This window comes from Pseudophaeobacter sp., assembly GCF_048267565.1.
In the GTDB taxonomy this organism is placed as follows: Bacteria; Pseudomonadota; Alphaproteobacteria; order Rhodobacterales; family Rhodobacteraceae; genus Pseudophaeobacter; species Pseudophaeobacter profundi.
This window is the reverse complement of sequence record NZ_JBLWXG010000005.1, coordinates 126,848-145,695: the sequence shown is the minus strand read 5'-3', so window position 1 is coordinate 145,695 and position 18,848 is coordinate 126,848. Positions and strand designations below refer to the sequence as shown.

Annotated in this window: 15 protein-coding genes; 12 read left to right on the top strand and 3 right to left on the bottom strand. The window is 59.8% G+C overall.

All coding sequences use genetic code 11. The features are described 5' to 3' along the window. Nucleotides 1–22: 22 nt before the first annotated feature. The 4 genes from ACN0VH_RS13330 (at nt 23) to ACN0VH_RS13315 (ending at nt 2,751) form a co-directional block, all read left to right on the top strand. Nucleotides 23–523 carry a type III secretion system chaperone family protein gene (locus tag ACN0VH_RS13330; protein ID WP_278923033.1) on the top strand — a complete coding sequence of 167 codons (501 nt, stop codon included), beginning with the start codon at nt 23–25 and terminating at the stop codon, nt 521–523. A gap of 128 nt (nt 524–651) precedes the next feature. Then, nucleotides 652–1,467 (top strand): pyrroline-5-carboxylate reductase, encoded by an 816-nt coding sequence (proC, locus tag ACN0VH_RS13325; protein ID WP_417700855.1) that lies wholly within the window; start codon nt 652–654, stop codon nt 1,465–1,467. Further along, on the top strand, nt 1,460–1,798 hold the full coding sequence (locus ACN0VH_RS13320; RefSeq protein ID WP_278923031.1) for a tRNA-binding protein: 339 nt from the start codon (nt 1,460–1,462) through the stop codon (nt 1,796–1,798). Before proC ends, ACN0VH_RS13320 begins: the two co-directional genes overlap by 8 nt. Before the next feature lie 2 nt (nt 1,799–1,800). Continuing rightward, nucleotides 1,801–2,751 carry a 2-hydroxyacid dehydrogenase gene (locus ACN0VH_RS13315; RefSeq protein ID WP_417700854.1) on the top strand — a complete coding sequence of 317 codons (951 nt, stop codon included), beginning with the start codon at nt 1,801–1,803 and terminating at the stop codon, nt 2,749–2,751. A gap of 54 nt (nt 2,752–2,805) precedes the next feature. Here ACN0VH_RS13315 and ACN0VH_RS13310 read toward each other — a convergent pair whose 3' ends face one another. Further along, nucleotides 2,806–3,390 carry a thymidine kinase gene (locus ACN0VH_RS13310; protein WP_278923029.1) on the bottom strand — a complete coding sequence of 195 codons (585 nt, stop codon included), beginning with the start codon at nt 3,388–3,390 and terminating at the stop codon, nt 2,806–2,808. Between the two features lie 528 nt (nt 3,391–3,918). Here ACN0VH_RS13310 and ACN0VH_RS13305 point away from each other — a divergent pair. Continuing rightward, nucleotides 3,919–4,392 (top strand): hypothetical protein, encoded by a 474-nt coding sequence (locus tag ACN0VH_RS13305; protein WP_232405157.1) that lies wholly within the window; start codon nt 3,919–3,921, stop codon nt 4,390–4,392. 88 nt (nt 4,393–4,480) lie between these two features. Here the strand turns inward: ACN0VH_RS13305 and ACN0VH_RS13300 are convergent, their stop codons facing one another. Further along, nucleotides 4,481–5,611 (bottom strand): beta-ketoacyl-ACP synthase III, encoded by a 1,131-nt coding sequence (locus ACN0VH_RS13300; protein WP_417700853.1) that lies wholly within the window; start codon nt 5,609–5,611, stop codon nt 4,481–4,483. Between the two features lie 193 nt (nt 5,612–5,804). Here ACN0VH_RS13300 and ACN0VH_RS13295 point away from each other — a divergent pair, with 193 nt between their 5' ends. From ACN0VH_RS13295 to ACN0VH_RS13280, 4 genes are all read left to right on the top strand, one after another. Next, complete coding sequence (locus tag ACN0VH_RS13295; protein WP_417700852.1) at nt 5,805–6,353, top strand: MarR family winged helix-turn-helix transcriptional regulator; 549 nt, start codon at nt 5,805–5,807, stop codon at nt 6,351–6,353. 33 nt (nt 6,354–6,386) lie between these two features. Beyond that, nucleotides 6,387–7,445 (top strand): efflux RND transporter periplasmic adaptor subunit, encoded by a 1,059-nt coding sequence (locus tag ACN0VH_RS13290; RefSeq protein ID WP_278923135.1) that lies wholly within the window; start codon nt 6,387–6,389, stop codon nt 7,443–7,445. Between the two features lie 10 nt (nt 7,446–7,455). Beyond that, nucleotides 7,456–10,512, top strand: a complete 3,057-nt coding sequence (locus tag ACN0VH_RS13285; RefSeq protein ID WP_278923026.1) for an efflux RND transporter permease subunit — start codon at nt 7,456–7,458, stop codon at nt 10,510–10,512. A 160-nt stretch (nt 10,513–10,672) separates the two neighbouring features. Continuing rightward, nucleotides 10,673–10,834 (top strand): hypothetical protein, encoded by a 162-nt coding sequence (locus tag ACN0VH_RS13280; protein WP_417700851.1) that lies wholly within the window; start codon nt 10,673–10,675, stop codon nt 10,832–10,834. 227 nt (nt 10,835–11,061) lie between these two features. Here ACN0VH_RS13280 and carB read toward each other — a convergent pair whose 3' ends face one another. Then, entirely contained in the window at nt 11,062–14,418 is a 3,357-nt protein-coding gene (gene carB / locus ACN0VH_RS13275) for a carbamoyl-phosphate synthase large subunit (RefSeq protein WP_278923024.1), read from the bottom strand. Between the two features lie 242 nt (nt 14,419–14,660). On the opposite strand from carB, the gene ACN0VH_RS13270 reads away from it, so the two are divergent. From ACN0VH_RS13270 to aspS, 3 genes are all read left to right on the top strand, one after another. Further along, nucleotides 14,661–15,842 (top strand): aminodeoxychorismate synthase component I, encoded by a 1,182-nt coding sequence (locus tag ACN0VH_RS13270; RefSeq protein WP_417700850.1) that lies wholly within the window; start codon nt 14,661–14,663, stop codon nt 15,840–15,842. Beyond that, on the top strand, nt 15,785–16,459 hold the full coding sequence (locus ACN0VH_RS13265; RefSeq protein WP_417700849.1) for an aminotransferase class IV family protein: 675 nt from the start codon (nt 15,785–15,787) through the stop codon (nt 16,457–16,459). Before ACN0VH_RS13270 ends, ACN0VH_RS13265 begins: the two co-directional genes overlap by 58 nt. Before the next feature lie 265 nt (nt 16,460–16,724). Next, complete coding sequence (aspS, locus tag ACN0VH_RS13260) at nt 16,725–18,578, top strand: aspartate--tRNA ligase (RefSeq protein WP_278923021.1); 1,854 nt, start codon at nt 16,725–16,727, stop codon at nt 18,576–18,578. Nucleotides 18,579–18,848 lie beyond the last annotated feature (270 nt).

Below are 18,848 nucleotides of genomic sequence, written 5' to 3'. Positions count from 1 at the left end.
TAGAGACCCGAGAGGTGAGACTATGGCCCTTTCCGAATATCTTCTGGACGACGAGGCACACCCGATTGACATCGTCGAAAACCTTGCTGCGCATCATGATTGGGATTTTGACCGCATTGGCGACGATCAGATCGCCATGGCCGTCGAAGGCCAGTGGCGCACCTATTCGCTGACCCTTGCCTGGTCAGGTTATGAAGAAACGCTGCGGCTGATTTGCAGCTTTGAGATGGAACCACCCACCGCGATGATTCCGCAGCTGTATGAGTTGATCAATCTGATGAATGATCAGTGCTGGGCAGGCGGTTTCACCTATTGGGCGGATCACAAGGTGATGCTCTATCGCTATGGGCTGGTTCTGGCGGGCGGGCAATCGGCCAGCCCCGAGCAGATCGACGCGATGATCCATGCGGCAGTGTCCAGCTGCGAGCGCTACTATCCGGCGATCCAGCTGACCACCTGGGCTGACAGATCCCCCAAAGATGCTATTCAGGTCGCCATTGCAGAGACCTACGGCCGGGCATAAGATCCTGCCGTTCTAGGGTATTTTTGGAAACTTGTGCGGCGGGCGCCGTTTGGCGCGGTCGGCTGAACCCCTGACATTTTGTGCATTGGCCGGTACGTGACGCGCGATTGACTTGGGAAGATGAACAGATGACCATATCACAGATTGAAACCGGCGGGCTGGTTCTGCTGGGCTGCGGCAAAATGGGCTCGGCTATGCTGGCAGGTTGGCTGGAGGGCGGATTGCCTGCAAGCTCGGTCTGGGTGCTGGACCCACACCCGTCAGAGTGGTTGCAGGGCACTGGGGTGCATATCAATCAAGACCTGCCCGGAGAACCAGCTTTGGTGCTGGTGGCGGTAAAGCCCCAGATGATGGGCGCGGCATTGCCAAAATTGCAGGCGCTGGGCAATGGCAAGACGCTGTTTGTGTCGGTTGCGGCAGGCACGTCAATTGCCAGTTTCGAAGAGATCCTGGGCGATCAGACGCCGATTGTGCGCGCCATGCCCAACACCCCTGCCGCCATTGGCCAGGGCATCACGGCACTGGTTGGCAATCGGCGCGCCTCTGCCGCCGATCTTGACGTGACCGAAGAGCTGCTGTCCGCAATTGGCGAGGCCCTGCGCCTGGAGTCCGAGGCCCAGATGGATGCAGTCACCGGGGTCAGCGGCTCTGGTCCGGCCTATGTGTTCCACCTGATCGAAACGCTGGCTGCCGCCGGAGAGGCCCAGGGCCTGCCGGCTGACATGGCGATGAAACTGGCCAAGGCCACTGTGGCCGGGGCCGGGGCATTGGCCAAGGCCGCCGAGGAAAGCCCCAGCCAGCTGCGGGTGAATGTAACCAGCCCCAATGGCACCACCCAGGCGGCGCTAGAGGTTCTTATGCAGGAAGAGGGCGGCTTTCCCGATCTGTTGAAACGCGCCGTTGCGGCGGCGGCCAACCGATCAAAGGAGCTGTCGCGTGGCTGATCTTGATTTTGATGACTTCCTGAAGGTGGATATTCGCGTCGGAGAGGTGATCCGCGCGGAGCCCTATCCAGAGGCGCGCAAACCGGCGATCAAGATCTGGATCGATTTTGGCGCTGAGATCGGCGAGAAAAAGACCTCTGCCCAGGTGACGGCGCATTACACGCCGGAAACGCTGATTGGCAAACAGGTGCTGGCGGTGGTGAATTTCCCGCCGCGTCAGATCGGGAAATTCATGTCAGAGGTGTTGGTGCTGGGGCTGCCGGATGACGACGGAGAAATCCGCCTGGTTGGCCCCGACGGGCCGGTTCCGCTGGGGGGAAGGATGCATTGACGATGAAGCTGTTGATTACACGCCCGATGACCGCCGCAGTCGAGGCCCGCGCGCGGGCCGAGTTTGATGTTGATATTCGCGCTGACACCCGCGTTATGTCCCGGCAAGAGATGACGGCCGCATTGCGGGACTATGATCTGGTGATGCCAACGCTGGGCGATACCTTTGATGCTAGTGTCTTTGCCGAAGTGGCAAACCCACGCTGCAAGCTTTTGGCCAATTTTGGCGTTGGGATCAATCATATCGATGTGGCCGCTGCACATGCCCATGGGGTGCAGGTGAGCAACACGCCCGGTGCCGTCACCGATGCCACGGCGGATATTGCCCTGACACTGATCCTGATGTCGGCGCGCCGGGCAGGCGCGGGGGAACGGCTGGTGCGCAGTGGCGACTGGTCCGGCTGGCATCCGACCCAGATGCTGGGCCAGCATGTGACCGGCAAAAAACTGGGTGTTGTCGGGATGGGCCGGATTGGCGCCGCGATTGCCCGGCGCTGCCACTTTGGCTTTGGTATGCAGGTTTCCTACATCGCGCGCAGCGACAAGGATCTGGATTTTGCCGCAGTGCGGATGCCCGACCTTACACAGATGGCCGCAGCGGTGGATTTCCTGGTGGTGGCGGTGCCGGGTGGGGCTGAAACGCGGCATCTTGTCGATACAGCGGTGCTGGCGGCGATGCAGCCAACGGCGCATCTGGTCAATATCGCACGCGGCGAGGTGGTCGACCAGGCGGCGCTGATTGCCGCCCTGCAAGCGGGAGGTATCGCAGGCGCGGGGCTTGATGTCTATGAATTCGAACCCGAGGTGCCGCAGGCGCTGCGGGATTTGGATAACGTGACGCTCCTGCCGCATCTGGGCACCGCCACCGAGGAGGTGCGCAGCGCCATGGGCCATATGGCGCTGGACAACCTTGCCGCAGGGCTTGCCGGTGACACGCCGCCAAATTTGGCCTGAACCCGGCCCCTGGGTAAACAGGGGCGGAACAGGGGAGGGGCGAGAGCGGTTAGGTCAATCGCCCGCCCGCATGGCGGCGCGCCAGTGGCGGCGGCACAGTGAAACATAGCTTTCGTTGCCGCCGATCTGCACCTGATCGCCCTTGGTGATGGCGCGGCCTGTCCCATCCTGGCGGATCACCATGGTGGCCTTTTTCCCGCAGTGGCAAATCGTGCGGACCTCGCGCATTTCATCGGCCAGCGCCAAGAGACTGGCAGAGCCGGGAAACAGCTGGCCTTGAAAATCCACCCGCAGCCCGTAGCACAGCACCGGTACGCCGAGATCATCCACGACATTGGCCAGCTGCCAGACCTGATCAGGGGTCAGGAACTGGGCCTCATCAACAAAAATGCTGGCCAGTTTTCCCTGGGCCAGACGGGTGCTGATCTTGGTAAAAAGATCATCGTCCGGCGCGAAGGTATCGGCAGCTGCGCTGATGCCAATGCGCGAAGCGATTCTTCCGGCGCCTTCACGGGTGTCGATCTGCGCGGTCAGCAGATAGGTGTCCATGTTGTTTTCACGGTAGTTATGCGAGGCCTGCAAGAGAACCGCCGACTTTCCCGCGTTCATGGTTGAGTAATTGAAATAGAGCTTTGCCATGGCGCTCCCATATCGCGCCAGAGCGGGGCTGGGCAAGGGGCAGAGCTGCCGGTGGCGGTGCCGGAACGACAGAAATGCCCCCCGGTTGTAAGCGCGGCTGATGGTTCTCTTCTGGCGATCCGCCAAGCCGTGGAATTGCGCGGTCAACGCGCATCCCCTTAAATCTAGAGGGAAAATGGCAATCCTCCGAGGCCGCGTACGGGGATAGAGCAAATCGTACCCTTCCCGATCCTTCGCAGGTGATGGCCTGAAAGGGGAGGCCCGGCAAATGTGACCGGGCAGGCAGGAAGGGTACCTGTTTGAAAAGTTTGCCCATCTCAAAGCATGGGAAAATGCATTTTCTCTCGAAGACAGCCCACTCACAAAGCCGACTTCGCAATAAAATGGAGGCTGAAATATATCCTCCGTCACTCTCTAAATCCCTGAAAACCTTAGGGATGGCGCAAGAATAACAAATACTTTACAACACCCTTATGGGAAATTTTTCCCGACCTTCCCCTTTTGGCGCGGCATAGCTGGTGAGAGTTAATGGCAGAGATTGGTACCTATCTGAAAAAGCATACAGAGGCCCTGGTAAAGGATGTCGGGATTGAGGCGGCCTGCCAGATCACCGGAAAATCCAAGGCAACTTTGGGGCGGTATTATTCAGACAACGCAGAACACGCTGATCGTTTTATGCCGGTGGATGCGGTGGCCAAGCTGGAGAAAGAATCCTCTTATCCGCATGTGACCTCTGCGCTTGCGGATCTGAAGAATATCACCCTGTCTTACGAAAGCAGAAGTGGCGGCAATGCCGAAGGCGGTGCGGGTCGCAATGGCGGGGTCAACGCGGATGTTATCGCGCTCAGCCAGCGGTTTGCCTTTTTGATGAGCGAATACCAGACGGCAATCGAAGACGGTATTATCACCGTGAATGAAGCCAAGCGGCTGTTGCGGGAAACGGTGCTGTTGCAGCATGTCCTGTTGGATATGAAGCTGCATCTGGAAGAAGAAAGCGCCTAGCGCAAAAGGGTGGGCCAGGGGCTAGGCCAAGGCCAGACCGCTTTGATTGCGGGGCCTCGGCTGCCTTCTTCTGTATCGGCCTGCCTGCTTAGCTGGCGTGGTGGCGCCGCAGCAGAACCGATCCCACGGAATAGCCCGCGCCAAACGAACAGATCAGCCCCAGATCGCCCTCGGCCAGATCTTGCGAATATTTGGCAAAGGCAATGATCGACCCGGCAGAAGAGGTATTGGCATAGTCCTGCAGGATATTGGGTTGTTCCCCCGGCTGTGGGGTGCGGCCAAGGGCCTTTTTGCCGATGAAATCATTCATGGACTTATTGGCTTGATGCAACCACAGCCGCTTTAGCGCGTCGCTCTGAATGCCTTCATCCGCCATATGGGCGGCGATGTGCTGGCTGACCATTGGCAGCACTTCCTTGAAGACCTTGCGCCCGTTTTGCATGAACTGCATATCGCGCCGGTCTTTCACCCCATCAGGGCGAGAGCGCCGCAGGAAACCGTTGTTGTTGCGGATGTTGTTGGAAAATTCAGTGGCACAGCGGGTTGAAATCACCTCAAAATGATCGCCCTTGGCGTCTTCGATCCGCTCCAGCAGGGTTGCTGTTGCCACATCGCCAAAGATAAAATGGCAATCGCGATCGCGCCATTCCAGATGGCCGGAACAGATTTCGGGGTTCACAACCAGGGCCGAACGAATGCTGCCAGAGCGGATCATATCGGCGGCAGTCTGAATGCCAAAAGTGGCCGAAGAACAGGCGACATTCATGTCAAAGGCAAAGCCCTTGATCCCCAGAAGATCCTGGATTTCAATCGCAACTGCCGGATAGGCGCGCTCTAGGTTAGAGGCGGCGCAGATCACCAGATCGACATCTTCAGCGGTCTTGCCCGCCTGGGCCAGCGCCTTTTGGGCTGCGTCCAGTGCCATTTCGGCTAGGATGCCCGGCTCACCGTCGTCGCGCTGGCGCAGCTGTGGATACATGATATCCGGGTTAAGCACCCCGGTCTTGTCCATGACATAGCGCTGTTCGATCCCAGAGGCCTTGAAGATGAACTCCTCCGAGGAATGCTGCAGCGGTTCAACGTCGCCTGCGGCAATGGCCTCGGCGTTTTCGGCGTTGATCCGGTCGGCATAGGCATTGAAGGCCTCAACCAGTTCGGCATTGGTGATGACTTGCGAGGGGGTGAAAACCCCGGTGCCGGTGATGGCGGCTGTGTACATGGCTTTGGACCTATGGGGATGAAACCCCGCAGTTGTGCCGCTTTTTTGTGCCAAAGGTCAAGGTTTACGACAGGTTCCGCGAAGGGGGCGCACAAAGAAGGGCGCCGAACAAAGAAGTGTGAACTTCATCACATGAAAGGTTCATTGGCTGAAGTATGTCAGAGGGAATCACTTCTTTGCCGCCTGGAGCCAGATGTCACCGTCCTCACCAAAATCCTCTCTGCCTTCAGGGGCTGGTGCTGCCAGCGGGCCTGCCGTGTCGCGCGCGGATCAACCCAGTCAGCCTGCCAAGGTGATGCTGACGCCGGAAATGCGGGCGCTGCGGGGCGTCCTGGCCTTGCATCTGCGGATGGAAGAGGCCTTTGAACAGCAGGGGCTTGGTGCCGGGCTTGGCCGCATGGAGTGCTATCTGCTGATGCAGCTCGATTGCCCGCGCCGTATGGGAGAGCTGGCAAAAACGCTCTTGCTGGTGCCCTCCAGCGTGACCCTGGCGGCGGACCGGCTGGAACAAGAGGGGCTGGCGCAGCGCCAGCGTGATCCGCAGGATCGGCGTGCCCTGCAGCTGCAACTGACCGAAAAGGGGCGCCTGATGCGCAGCGCTCTAGAGGATCGCGCCGGGCGGACCCTGCGCCAGATCAGCGGGCTGACTCCGGATGAGATAGGCCAATTCGCGGAACTTTCCGACAAGATACAAGAGAACATTCTAGGCGCTGGTGACCAGCTGCTTGGCACAGAAAGGTAGAAGATGCAGCTATTGCAAAAATTAGCCGTGGCGATGGTGCCGGTTTTGACAGGTACTGCCCTGGCGGTTTCCAGTGTGGCAATATCTGGGCTGGCCCTGGCGGTGCCGGCACAGGCGGAAGAGGTGCTCAAACCGGTGAAACTGCTGACAACCCAGTCGGGCACCCGGTTGCTGGAACGGCAGTTCTTTGGCCAGGTGGCCGCCCAGCAGACGGTTGATCTGGCCTTTCAGGTGCCTGGCCAGGTGATGCGCTTCCCGGTGGCCGAAGGCTATATCGTGCCCAAGGGGCAATTGATTGCGCAGCTTGATCTGGAACCCTTTGAACTTAACCTGGAACAGGCGCGGCTGCAAAAGGAACAGGCGGATCGGACGGTTCACCGGCTGGAGCGGCTGAAAGGTACGGTAAGCGCGGTGTCGATCGAAGATGCCACAACCCAGGCGGGGCTGGCACGGGTGGCGCTGCGCAATGCCGAGTATGAACTGCGTCATGCCACCTTGAACGCCCCGTTCGAGGCGTTGGTTTCCACCCGCGAAGTTGAGAATTTCACCACCGTATCTGCCGGGGTGCCGATTGTGCGCCTGCATGACATGTCGGTGCTGCATATCGAAGTCGACGTGCCAGAGATCCTGTTCCAGCGGGCGGATCGTGGCGACGACGTTTCGACCACCGCGCGCTTTCCCGGCAGCGACGAGGAATTTCCTCTGGAGATCCTTGAATTCAAGGCCGAAGCCAGCAATATCGGCCAGACCTTCCGGGTGACCTTTCGTATGACCCCGCCAGAGGGGCGAGAAATCCTGCCGGGGGCCTCGGCCTCGGTGCGGATCAAGGTGGACACCGGCGAGCGGGGCATCCTGGTGCCGGGCACTGCGATTGTGACCTCTGCGGCGGGCGAAGTTGGCGTCATGGTCTTTTCCCCCAAGGGTGGCGAGACCGGGGTGGTCAACTGGGTCGCAGTAGAGCTGCAGGCGACGCAGAACGGCGATTTCGCCATTTCCTCTGGTCTGGACGGCGGCGAAGAGATCGTTGCCACCGGTGGCAATGCGCTGACCGACGGTCAATCGGTCCGCCGGTTTGCCGGTTTTGCGAGCTGAGGCCCGGAACATGGATATTGCACGCGCCTCGATCAATCGGCCACTTTATACTTGGATCATTATGCTGGTGGCCCTGCTGGGCGGCATATGGGGGTTCCTGAACCTGGGCCGCCTGGAAGACCCGGCCTTTACCATCAAACAGGCGGTCATCATCACTGCCTATCCCGGCGCCAGCGCCGAGCAGGTCGCCCGCGAGGTGACTGAGCCACTGGAATCAGCGATCCAGAAAATGGGCGAGGTAAAGACCATCACCTCGATCAATCGCCCCGGCAGTTCGCTGATCGAAGTGGAAATGCAAGACATCTATGATGGCAGTGAATTGCCTGCGATCTGGACCGATCTGCGGGCCAATATTCGCGACGCGGCGCGCGGGTTGCCCGATGGGGTTTCCCAGCCCTTTGTGAACGACAGTTTCGGCGATGTCTTTGGCCTGTTTTATGCAGTTACCACCGAGGGCTATACCGACGCCGAAAAACACGAACTGGCCACCTTTTTGCGGCGAGAACTGCTGGCGGTGGACGGGGTCGCGGATGTCGAGATTGCCGGCCTGCCGGAAGAGGCGGTTTTTGTCGAACCTGATATGGCGATTTCGGTCAATCAGAACATCTCTATCAATGCCATCGCCGGTTCTATCGCCACCTCCAATACTGTACGTTCTGGCGGGTTTCTTGATGCCGGACAGTCCGAGACCCGCATCAGCGCCCCGGCCGGATCAGATACCGTGTCGGAAATCGCCGGCCTGTCGATTGGCGCCCAGGGCGAGGTGATCAATGTGGTTGATATGGCCAAGGTCTTTCGTGGCCGTACCAGCAATCCCGACCTGATGATCCGGTTCAACGGGGTCGAAGCCTTCACCCTTGGCATTGCCGGCCTTGCCAGTGAAAATATCGTCGAAGTGGGCACACGGGTCGATGATCGTCTGGCAGCGCTGGACCGGCAGATCCCCTTTGGGGTAGAGCTGCTGCCGATCTATCAGCAGCATCTGGTGGTGGATCAGGCTTCCAATGACTTTCTTGTCAATCTTGCGACCTCGGTGGCGATTGTGGTTGCGGTGCTGGCCCTGTTCATGGGCTGGCGGGCGGCTGTGGTTGTGGGCACAACCCTGTTGCTGACTGTGGTGGGCACGCTTTTGTTCATGAACCTGTTTTCCATTGAAATGGAGCGGATCTCGCTGGGGGCGCTGATTATCGCCATGGGGATGTTGGTGGATAACGCCATTGTGGTGGCCGAAGGCATGCAGATTTCCATGCAGCGCGGCCGCGATTCCCGTGCGGCGGCCCATGATGCGGCCGCCAAGACGCAGATTCCGCTTCTGGGGGCGACGGTGATTGGCATCATGGCCTTTGCAGGCATTGGGCTAAGTCCGGATTCCGCTGGTGAATTCCTGTTCTCGCTCTTTGCGGTGATTGGCATTTCCCTGTTGCTGAGCTGGCTTCTGGCGCTGACCGCGACGCCGCTCTTGGGGCATTATTTCTTCAAACAGGGCGATGGCGACGACACGGATGCCTATGGCGGACTGTTGTTTCGCGCCTATGGTAGCTTGCTGCGGATCTCGCTAAAGCTGCGTTGGCTGGTGGTCGTGGGGCTGTTTGGCCTGACGGTGGTGTGCTTTGCCGCCTTTGGCACCGTCAAGCAGCAGTTCTTTCCCGATGCCAATACGCCGCTGTTCTTCGTGCACTACAAACTGCCGCAGGGCAGCACGATAGAAACAACTTCGGCGCATCTGGCCGTGGTCGAGGACTGGCTGAAAACGCGCGAAGACGTGGTGGATTTCACCACTTTCGTGGGGCAGGGTGCCACCCGTTTCATGCTGACCTACAACGCAGAGAAACCTAACCCAAGCTATGGTCATATGATCATTCGCACCGCCAGCCTGGCTGATATTCCGCCACTGCAGCAAGAACTGGAAGCCTTTGGACAGGCGCAGTTCCCCGAGGGCGAGTTCCGGACCAAGCGGCTTGTCTTTGGGCCAGGTGGCGGCGATCCCATCCAGGTGCGCTTCTCGGGTCCGGACCCAAAGGTGCTGCGTCAACTGGGAGAAGAGGCCAAGCGCCGCCTGGAGGCCGCTTCGCCCAATATCCTCAATACTCGGCAGGACTGGCGCGAGCAGGAACTGGTACTGACTCCGCGCTATGCGACCGAGCGTGCCCAGACCGCTGGCATCGCCCGCGAAGACATTGCCGACACGCTGTTGTTTTCAACCGATGGGTTGCAGGCCGGGGTCTTTCGCGAACAGGACCGGCTGATCCCCATCATCATTCGCCGCCCCCGCGATGGCGCCTATAACATCATGGATCAGGTGGTCTATTCCAATAACGCGCAGAAGTTCCTGCCGATCGAACAAATGATCGATGGCGTCGATCTGAAGCTGGAAAACACCTTGCTGCACCGTCGCGACCGGGTGCCAACCCTGACGGTGGGCGCCGATATTCCGGTTGATTTGACCGCCGCCACGGTCTTTTCCGAAATCCAGGCCAGCATTGAAGAAATGCCGCTGCCTCCTGGCTATGCCATGGAATGGGGCGGAGAGCACGAAAGCTCGGGCGATGCCAATGAAAGTCTGGGCAAGCAGCTGCCTGTGACGGTGCTGATCATGGTGCTGATCTCGGTGCTCTTGTTCAACGCGCTGCGCCAGCCGATCATCATTTGGCTCTTGGTGCCGATGTCTGTGAACGGGGTGGTTGTCGGCCTGCTTGGCACCGGTCTGCCCTTTACCTTCACCGCGCTTTTGGGCCTGCTCAGCCTGTCGGGGATGCTGATCAAGAATGGCATCGTTCTGGTCGAAGAAATCGACCTGGTGCGCGAGACGGGCAAACCCCTGCGCGAGGCCATCGTCGAGGCATCCGTGTCGCGTCTGCGCCCGGTCATGCTGGCGGCGGTTACGACGATTTTGGGGATGATCCCGCTGCTGTGGGATGCCTTTTTTGTCTCCATGGCGGTGACCATCATGGGCGGTCTGGCCTTTGCCACGGTGCTGACCCTGGTGGCTGCGCCGGTGTTCTACCTGATCTTCTTTGCCCGTGATGAGAAGCGAGAGCGGAAGGCGGCACTGGCACTGGCGGCATAATGGGGCTGTGCTCTATCAAAACCATCTTGGGGGCTGCGGTGAAGACCGCAGCCCTTCTTGTTTCTATGCACTATGGTTCGCACAGGTAAGAATGGCGGGAGCAGTTTCCTTTTTTGGGGCTTCGCTGGTATCTTTGGCTGCGTGCGAAAAATGCAACGGATTGGACCATACGCCGCTTTATAAGTTTTTGCTGTCAAAGGTTGGGCAGGACTGGGACGATATCTATAGCGAAGCGGTGGCGTGGTTGGACAAGGATGAACCGATATTTCGGCTTGTCGCGCTGCAGCCAGAGGATGGCGAACGCTACATGCGCACGGGGTAAAGCACCTATTTCAGCGGCCTGTTTGTGGGGGAAGACAATCGCCTTGCGCTGCTTGATCCCGAGCTTACGGTGGATCAGATGAAGCCCTGGTGCCCCTGCTGCACGCATACGCTTGACGGCGCGCGATTTACACAAAGCTATGAAGGCGAGGATTGGGACCTGCCAAAAACCGAAACCCCGGCTCAATGAACCGGGGTTTTGTGTTTTCTGCTTTGAAAATGCGTCAACTAGCCCTGTAGGCTCTTCACTTCCACATCGCCTTCGGCCTGGGCCTTGATCGCCAGCGCCGCTGCATTCGAGGCTGCGGCGGTGGTGAAGTAGGGGATCTTGTCATAAAGCGCGACGGAGCGCATTTCCTTGCTGTCTTCCACAGCCTGCGCACCCTCGGTGGTGTTCATGAGCAGCTGCACATGGCCGTCTTTCAGCAGATCCACCACATGCGGGCGGCCTTCATAGACCTTGTTGACAAGATCACAGGCGACGCCATGGCCTTCCAGCCATTTGTGGGTGCCACTGGTGGCCATCAGGGTAAAGCCTTGCTCGATCAGCACATTTGCGGCCTCGAGCATCGGGGCGCCCTTGTCGTCGTCTTTGATCGAGATAAAGGCACGACCCTCAGATGGCAGCACCATGCCGGCTCCCATCTGCGCCTTGAGGAAGGCGCGTGGGAAGTCGCGGTCCCAGCCCATGACTTCACCAGTCGAGCGCATCTCTGGCCCCAGAATGGTGTCAACGCCGGGGAAACGGGCAAAGGGCAGCACCGCTTCTTTCACCGAGAACCAGGGCATATCAGGATCGGCCAGGGTCATCGGGTCGGCCATTGGCGTGTCGACATCATAGCCGGCATCGGGCTTGTATGGGCCACGGTGCGGGAAGGCGGTGAGCTTTTCGCCGGCCATCACCCGCGCCGCAATGGAGGCGATGGCGCTGTCGGTGGCCTTGGCCACAAAGGGCACGGTACGGCTGGCGCGTGGGTTCACCTCAATGAGGAAGATCTCACCGTCCTTGATGGCAAACTGGATGTTCATCAGGCCGACAACATTCAGCGCCTTGGCCAGCGCATAGGTCTGGGTCTTGATCTCTTCGATCAGATCCTTGGACAGGGAGTAGGGGGGCAGCGAACAGGCACTGTCGCCCGAGTGCACGCCGGCCTCCTCGATATGCTGCATGATGCCTGCCACATGCACGTCGGTGCCGTCGCAGATCGCATCCACGTCCAGTTCAACCGCGCCAGAGAGATAGCTGTCCAGCAGCACCGGGCTGTCGCCGGAAACCACCACGGCCTCGGCGATGTAGCGGCGCAGCTGATCCATATCGCGGACGATTTCCATCGCCCGGCCCCCCAGCACGTAGGAGGGGCGGATCACCAGCGGGAAGCCGATTTCTTCGGCGATCTCCAGGGCTTGCTCATCTGTCGAGGCAATGCCGTTATGCGGCTGCTTCAGCCCCAGATTGTTGACCAGTTCCTGGAACCGCTCTCGGTCTTCGGCCAGGTCGATGGCATCGGGCGAGGTGCCGAGGATTGGAATGCCTTCCTGCTCCAGCGCATTGGCCAGTTTCAGCGGGGTCTGGCCGCCAAACTGAACGATGACGCCATGCAGGCTGCCATTTTCCTGTTCAACCCGCAGGATTTCCATCACGTGCTCAAAGGTCAGCGGTTCAAAATACAGCCGATCCGAGGTGTCATAGTCGGTTGAAACTGTTTCCGGGTTGCAGTTGACCATGATGGTTTCATAGCCCGCGTCCGTCAGCGCGTAGCAGGCGTGGCAGCAGCAATAGTCAAACTCGATACCCTGACCAATCCGGTTGGGACCACCGCCCAGAATGACAACCTTCTTGCGATCCGAGGGCCGCGCCTCACATTCCACGTCGCCCATCATCGGGGCCTCATAGGTGGAATACATGTAAGGGGTCTGGGCCTCAAATTCGGCGGCGCAGGTGTCGATGCGCTTGAACACCGCAGTCACGCCTTTGGCAATCCGTGTATCGCGCACGGATTTTTCGCTCGCTTTGGTCAGGTTGGCCAGACGGGCATCGGTAAAGCCAAGCATCTTGAGGTGGCGCAGCGCCTTCTCATCGCTTGGCAGACCGTTGCTGCGCACCTCTGCTTCGGCTTCGACGATCTCGCGGATACGATCCAGGAACCAGGGGTCAAATTTGGTGACACCATGGATTTCATCATTGCTCAGACCGTGGCGCATCGCCTGGGCGATGGTGCGCAGCCGGTCCGGGGTCTGCTGGCTGATCGCCTTGATCACCGCGGCCTTGTCGGTGGCAATATCCCAGGTGCCGATGGTCAGACCAGGGATTTCGATCTCATCAAAGCCGGTGAGGCCCGATTCCATCGAGGCCAGCGCCTTTTGCATCGATTCGTGGATGGTGCGGCCAATCGACATGGCTTCGCCCACGGATTTCATCGCGGTGGTCAGATAGGGTTCGGAGCCGGGGAATTTCTCAAAGGCGAATTTGGGGATCTTGGTGACCACATAGTCGATCGAAGGCTCAAACGAGGCCGGTGTGACCTTGGTGATGTCATTGTCCAGTTCGTCCAGCGTGTAGCCCACAGCCAGTTTGGCGGCAATCTTGGCAATCGGGAAGCCGGTCGCCTTGGAGGCCAGCGCCGAAGAACGCGACACCCGCGGGTTCATCTCAATCACCACCATACGGCCATCGGCGGGGTTCACCGCCCATTGCACGTTGGAGCCGCCGGTTTCGACGCCGATCTCGCGCAGCACGTTGATCGAATGGGTCCGCATGATCTGGTATTCTTTATCCGTCAGCGTCAGCGCCGGGGCCACGGTGATCGAATCGCCGGTGTGCACGCCCATGGGGTCGATGTTTTCAATGGCGCAGACGATGATGGCGTTATCCGCCTTGTCACGGACCACCTCCATCTCAAATTCTTTCCAGCCCAGCAGGCTCTCATCAACCAGGATCTGATTGACCGGCGAGGCATCCATGCCGGTGCGGCAGAAATGTTCATAGTCTTCGCGGTTATAGGCCACGCCACCGCCGGTGCCGCCCATGGTAAAGGCGGGGCGGATGATCGCGGGCAACCCGATATCTTCGAGCGTTTCCAACGCGATGCGCACACCTTCATTCAGGTCGGCCTTGCCGTCTTCCAGCTTGGGGGCGGTGACGATGGTGGCGCGGGGGTTTTCAATGCCCAGACGATCCATCGCATCGCGGAACAGTTTACGGTCTTCGGCCATTTCAATGGCGTCGCGCGTGGCACCAATCATCTCGACGCCAAATTCCGCCAGCACACCCATTTCTTCCAGCGCCAGCGAGGTGTTGAGCCCCGTCTGGCCGCCCATGGTGGGCAGCAGCGCGTCGGGGCGTTCTTTTTCGATGATCTTTGCAACCACTTCGGGGGTGATTGGTTCGATATAGGTGGCATCCGCCAGACCGGGGTCGGTCATGATGGTGGCCGGGTTGGAGTTCACCAGGATAACCCGGTAGCCCTCTTCCTTGAGGGCCTTGCAGGCCTGGGCACCGGAATAGTCGAATTCGCAGGCCTGCCCAATGATAATGGGCCCCGCACCAATGATCATGATCGACTGGATGTCGGTTCTTTTTGGCATGGGTAAGCTTCCTTCGTTATGTGCGAGCGGCAGGCCCGAGCGGTTTGCTCAGGTCGTTCAGAGATCGTTAGGCGAGTCGGGCAGCCCCAAGCGCCCAAATTGTCCTGCGTTATAGGGGTAGCGCAAAAAGGTGCAAGGGGGATCGGCGTTGCGCATCGAATTGCCGCTTTTATTGCTTTTGTTCGCATAGCGTACAGATATAAGCATCAGCAAGAGATTTGGCTGAATTCAGGGGCTGCGGCGTGCAAATTCGTTTTGATCAGGGGCCGCGTCTACAGGCGGCTATGGGGCAAGAGATGCTGTTTGCCGCGCCCCTGCGCATGATCCGGGCTGATTCTGTCGCTGAGGTTCCAAAGGCGCTGGCAGATCTGGAGACGGTGGGCCGTCAGGGCCATTGGCTGGCGGGCTATGCAAGCTATGAACTCGGCTATGCGCTGGAGCCAAGCCTTGTGGCGCGTCTGCCGGTGAACCGGCGTCTGCCGTTGTTGTGTTTTGGGGTCTTTGACCCGCCGACCTGCGTTTCGCGCGCGAAACAATCGCCGCATCCGCACCATAGCGTTCAAAGTTCCACCGCAGGCCTGAGCGAGCTGCATCCGCGCTGGAATTTTGAACGCTATAGCGGGGCCTATAGCGAAGTGAACCGCGCCATTGGGGCAGGCGATATCTACCAGGCCAATCTGACCTTTCCGATTGATGCGGGTGTTGCGGGCCGTTCCAGCGATCTCTACGCGGCGCTGGCGGCGCGCCAGCAGGTCGGTCACGGCGCCCTGGTTCTGCAAGAGGGGTTGCCGGATCTGCTGTCGCGCTCGCCGGAGCTGTTCTTTCGTACCGATGCTGCGGGCCGGATCGAAACGCGGCCGATGAAAGGCACGCAACCGCGCTGTGCCGATCCGGTCGAGGACGCACAGGCCCGTGCCTTCTTGCAGCAGGACGCAAAGAATCGCGCCGAGAACCTGATGATCGTCGATCTGCTGCGCAATGATATCTCGCGCATCGCCGAGCTGGGATCGGTCTCGGTGCCGGAACTGTTCGAGGTCGAGAGCTATGCCACGGTGCATCAGATGGTCTCGACCGTGCAGGCGCAGCTGCGTCCGGGGGTCGGGCTGGGGCAGATATTGCAGGCGCTGTTTCCCTGCGGCTCTATCACCGGTGCGCCAAAAATCCGGGCGATGGAAATCCTGTCCGATCTGGAACCCTGGGCGCGTGATATCTATTGTGGCAGCATTGGCTGGCGGGCTCCGGATGGCAGTTCTGAATTCAACGTGGCCATTCGCACCTTGATGGTCGAAGAGGGGCGCGCCACCCTGAATGTTGGCGGAGGTGTTGTCTGGGACAGCACCGCCCAGTCGGAATATGAGGAAGCCCTATGGAAAGCCCGCTTTGCCCAGCTGACGCCATCGCCCAGGATGCCGATTTCCGCCTGATAGAAACCTTTGGTTACCGGGCTGGCTGCGGGATCAGGGGGCTGCAGCATCACCTGCACCGGTTGCAGCGATCAGCCAGGGTATTTGGCATTCCCTTTGACCCAAGGGCCCAGATGGCACCTTTGCAAGCGCTGCAGGCAGAAGAGGACCTGCGCTGCCGTCTCTCCCTGGCGGCAACTGGCGCAGTAGAGCTGAGCACGGTTCCGTTGCCACCCACGCCGCAGTCCTGGGTTGTTGCGCTGGCAAAACAAAGAGTCAGATCCGATGATGCCTGGCTGCTGCACAAGACCACCCATCGTCGGCTGTATGATGCGGTGCGTAATACTCTGCCTGCCGGGGTGGATGAGATGCTGTTTCTCAATGAAAGGGATGAGCTCTGCGAGGGCACGATCACGAATGTCTTTGTGACACTGCGCTCTGGTCGCCGGGTAACGCCGCCCCTTTCATCTGGCTTGCTGCCCGGCGTGCTGCGACAGCAGCTGTTGGAGGCAGAGCAGGTTTCAGAGCAGGTGGTCACGCTTCAGGACTTGCGGGATGCGCAAGCTGTCACCCTGGGCAATTCCCTACGGGGGGAGATCCGTGCGATCTTTTCCGGTGTGGTGGCGCCGTCTCGGTGATCCGGAATGCCGTCGGATGGTCCTGGTGCTGGGCCCCAAAGCCCGACTGCGGGGCTGGCCCCCCGCCCGGCCTGGCCGGGGAACCAGCACGACGGGGGCAGTATATCTTCAGATTGCGGCGAAAACGTCGCGCTTTGCTTGACAAGCGCGCCGCAACCCTGTGTATCGGCCCAGACGAATTTTGCGCCGAATTCCCAGCGCCAACGCGCATATCCCGAATGACGGCCCGCCCAAAGACTAGACCCGCATACCGAAAGGTCACGCCATGCATGCCTATCGCAGCCATACCTGCGCCGAACTGAACAAATCCAACGTGGGCGACACCGTGCGCCTCTCCGGCTGGGTCCATCGTGTCCGCGATCATGGCGGGTTGCTGTTCATCGACCTGCGTGACCACTATGGCATTACCCAGGTGATGGCCGATCCTGACAGCCCCGTCTTTGCCGAGATCGAAAAGGTGCGCTCCGAATGGTGTATCCGCATCGACGGCAATGTGCTGGCGCGCGACGCAAGCCTGGTCAATGACAAGCTTCCCACCGGTGAGATCGAGGTCTTCATCCGCGACATCGAAGTCCTGGGCAAAGCCGAAGAACTGCCGCTGATGGTCTTTGGCGAACAGGAATACCCGGAAGAAACCCGCCTACGCTATCGCTACCTCGACCTGCGCCGCGAGAAGATGCAGGCAAACATGCTCTTGCGCTCCAACATGGTGCAGTCAATCCGCAAGCGCATGTGGAACAAGGGCTTCAACGAATACCAAACCCCCATCATCACCGCCTCCTCCCCCGAAGGGGCGCGTGACTTCCTGGTACCCTCGCGTCTGCATCCCGGCAAATTCTACGCGCTGCCGCAGGCGCCGCAGCAGTTCAAACAGCTGATGATGGTCTCGGGCTTTGACAAATACTTCCAGATCGCGCCCTGTTTCCGGGACGAAGACCCGCGCGCCGACCGCTCGCCCACCGATTTCTACCAGCTTGACCTCGAAATGTCCTTTGTCACCCAGCAGGATGTCTTTGATACCATCCAGCCAGTGATGCAGGGCGTCTTTGAGGAGTTCGGCGGTGGTCGCAAGGTTGACACAGACTGGCCGCAGATCTCCTACCGTGATGCGGCGCTTTGGTATGGCTCGGACAAGCCCGACCTGCGCAACCCGATCAAGATGCAGGTGGTCTCCGAACATTTTGCCGGTTCCGGCTTTGCCATCTTTGCCAAACTGCTGGAACAGGAAGGCACCGAGATCCGCGCTATTCCGGCGCCCACCGGCGGCAGCCGCAAGTTCTGCGACCGCATGAACGCCTTTGCGCAAAAAGAAGGCCTGCCCGGCATGGGCTATATCTTCTGGCGCAAACAGTCGCCGGACAGCATTGCCCAGGAGCGCGGCATCACCGTCAAAGAGGTCAACGCCCTGGTCAAATCCGGCGAGATCACCCTCGGCAGCGAGGCCGCAGGCCCCCTGGCCAAGAACATCGGCCCCGAGCGCACCGAAGCGATCCGCCAGCAGCTCGGCCTTGACGTGGGCGATGCCGCCTTCTTCCTCGGCGGCAAACCCAAAGCCTTCGAAGGCGTTGCTGGCCGCGCCCGCAACGTAATCGGCGAAGAACTGGGCCTCACCGACAAGGACCGCTTTGCCTTTGCCTGGGTTGTCGACTTCCCGATCTACGAAGCGGATGAGGAAACCGGCAAGATCGACTTCGAGCACAACCCTTTCTCGATGCCCCAGGGCGGAATGGAAGCGCTTGAGGGCAACCCGCTTGAGGTGCTCGGCTACCAATATGACCTGGCCTGCAACGGCTACGAGCTGGTCTCGGGTGCGATCCGGAACCACCGTCCCGAAATCATGTTCAAAGCCTTTGAAATCGCCGGCTACGGTAAGGACGAGGTTGAAAAACGCTTTGGCGGCATGGTCAATGCCTTCCAATATGGCGCCCCGCCGCACGGTGGCTGTGCTGCCGGCATTGACCGGATGGTGATGCTGCTGGCGGATGAGGCCAATATCCGCGAGGTCATCATGTTCCCGATGAACCAGCGCGCCGAAGATCTGATGATGTCGGCCCCAAGTGAGCCAATGTCTGAACAGTTGATGGAACTGGGCCTGCGGGTCATCCCCCAGGACCAGTAGGCCGCGTCTCGCGGCGGTCCCTGCAGCTCTGTACAACGACGACACCCGGAAGGTTTCTTCCGGGTGTTTCTGCATCGGCCTACCAGCGCCTCTCAGCAACAGTGGCATCGGGGTGCGCTTTGCCGACTTCATTTGGCCTGAAATATCCCGGGGGAGCGCCCACCGGGCGCGGGGGCAGAGCCCCTATATTCAAGTGCGGCAGCCCCCTCATAACTATCACCGGTCTTGGGCAAAGACGCGCATGGGCGGGAAGATGCGCAAGAGACCATG

Excerpts from the sequence above, each read along its gene's own strand:
- ACN0VH_RS13310 (WP_278923029.1), bottom strand. The coding sequence starts at position 3,390 with ATGGCAAAGCTCTATTTCAATTACTCAACCATGAACGCGGGAAAGTCG.
- aspS (WP_278923021.1), top strand. The coding sequence starts at position 16,725 with ATGCATGCCTATCGCAGCCATACCTGCGCCGAACTGAACAAATCCAAC.
- ACN0VH_RS13330 (WP_278923033.1), top strand. The coding sequence starts at position 23 with ATGGCCCTTTCCGAATATCTTCTGGACGACGAGGCACACCCGATTGAC.
- ACN0VH_RS13265 (WP_417700849.1), top strand. The coding sequence starts at position 15,785 with ATGGAAAGCCCGCTTTGCCCAGCTGACGCCATCGCCCAGGATGCCGAT.
- ACN0VH_RS13285 (WP_278923026.1), top strand. The coding sequence starts at position 7,456 with ATGGATATTGCACGCGCCTCGATCAATCGGCCACTTTATACTTGGATC.
- ACN0VH_RS13290 (WP_278923135.1), top strand. The coding sequence starts at position 6,387 with ATGGTGCCGGTTTTGACAGGTACTGCCCTGGCGGTTTCCAGTGTGGCA.
- ACN0VH_RS13305 (WP_232405157.1), top strand. The coding sequence starts at position 3,919 with ATGGCAGAGATTGGTACCTATCTGAAAAAGCATACAGAGGCCCTGGTA.
- carB (WP_278923024.1), bottom strand. The coding sequence starts at position 14,418 with ATGCCAAAAAGAACCGACATCCAGTCGATCATGATCATTGGTGCGGGG.
- ACN0VH_RS13295 (WP_417700852.1), top strand. The coding sequence starts at position 5,805 with ATGTCACCGTCCTCACCAAAATCCTCTCTGCCTTCAGGGGCTGGTGCT.
- proC (WP_417700855.1), top strand. The coding sequence starts at position 652 with ATGACCATATCACAGATTGAAACCGGCGGGCTGGTTCTGCTGGGCTGC.
- ACN0VH_RS13300 (WP_417700853.1), bottom strand. The coding sequence starts at position 5,611 with ATGTACACAGCCGCCATCACCGGCACCGGGGTTTTCACCCCCTCGCAA.
- ACN0VH_RS13315 (WP_417700854.1), top strand. The coding sequence starts at position 1,801 with ATGAAGCTGTTGATTACACGCCCGATGACCGCCGCAGTCGAGGCCCGC.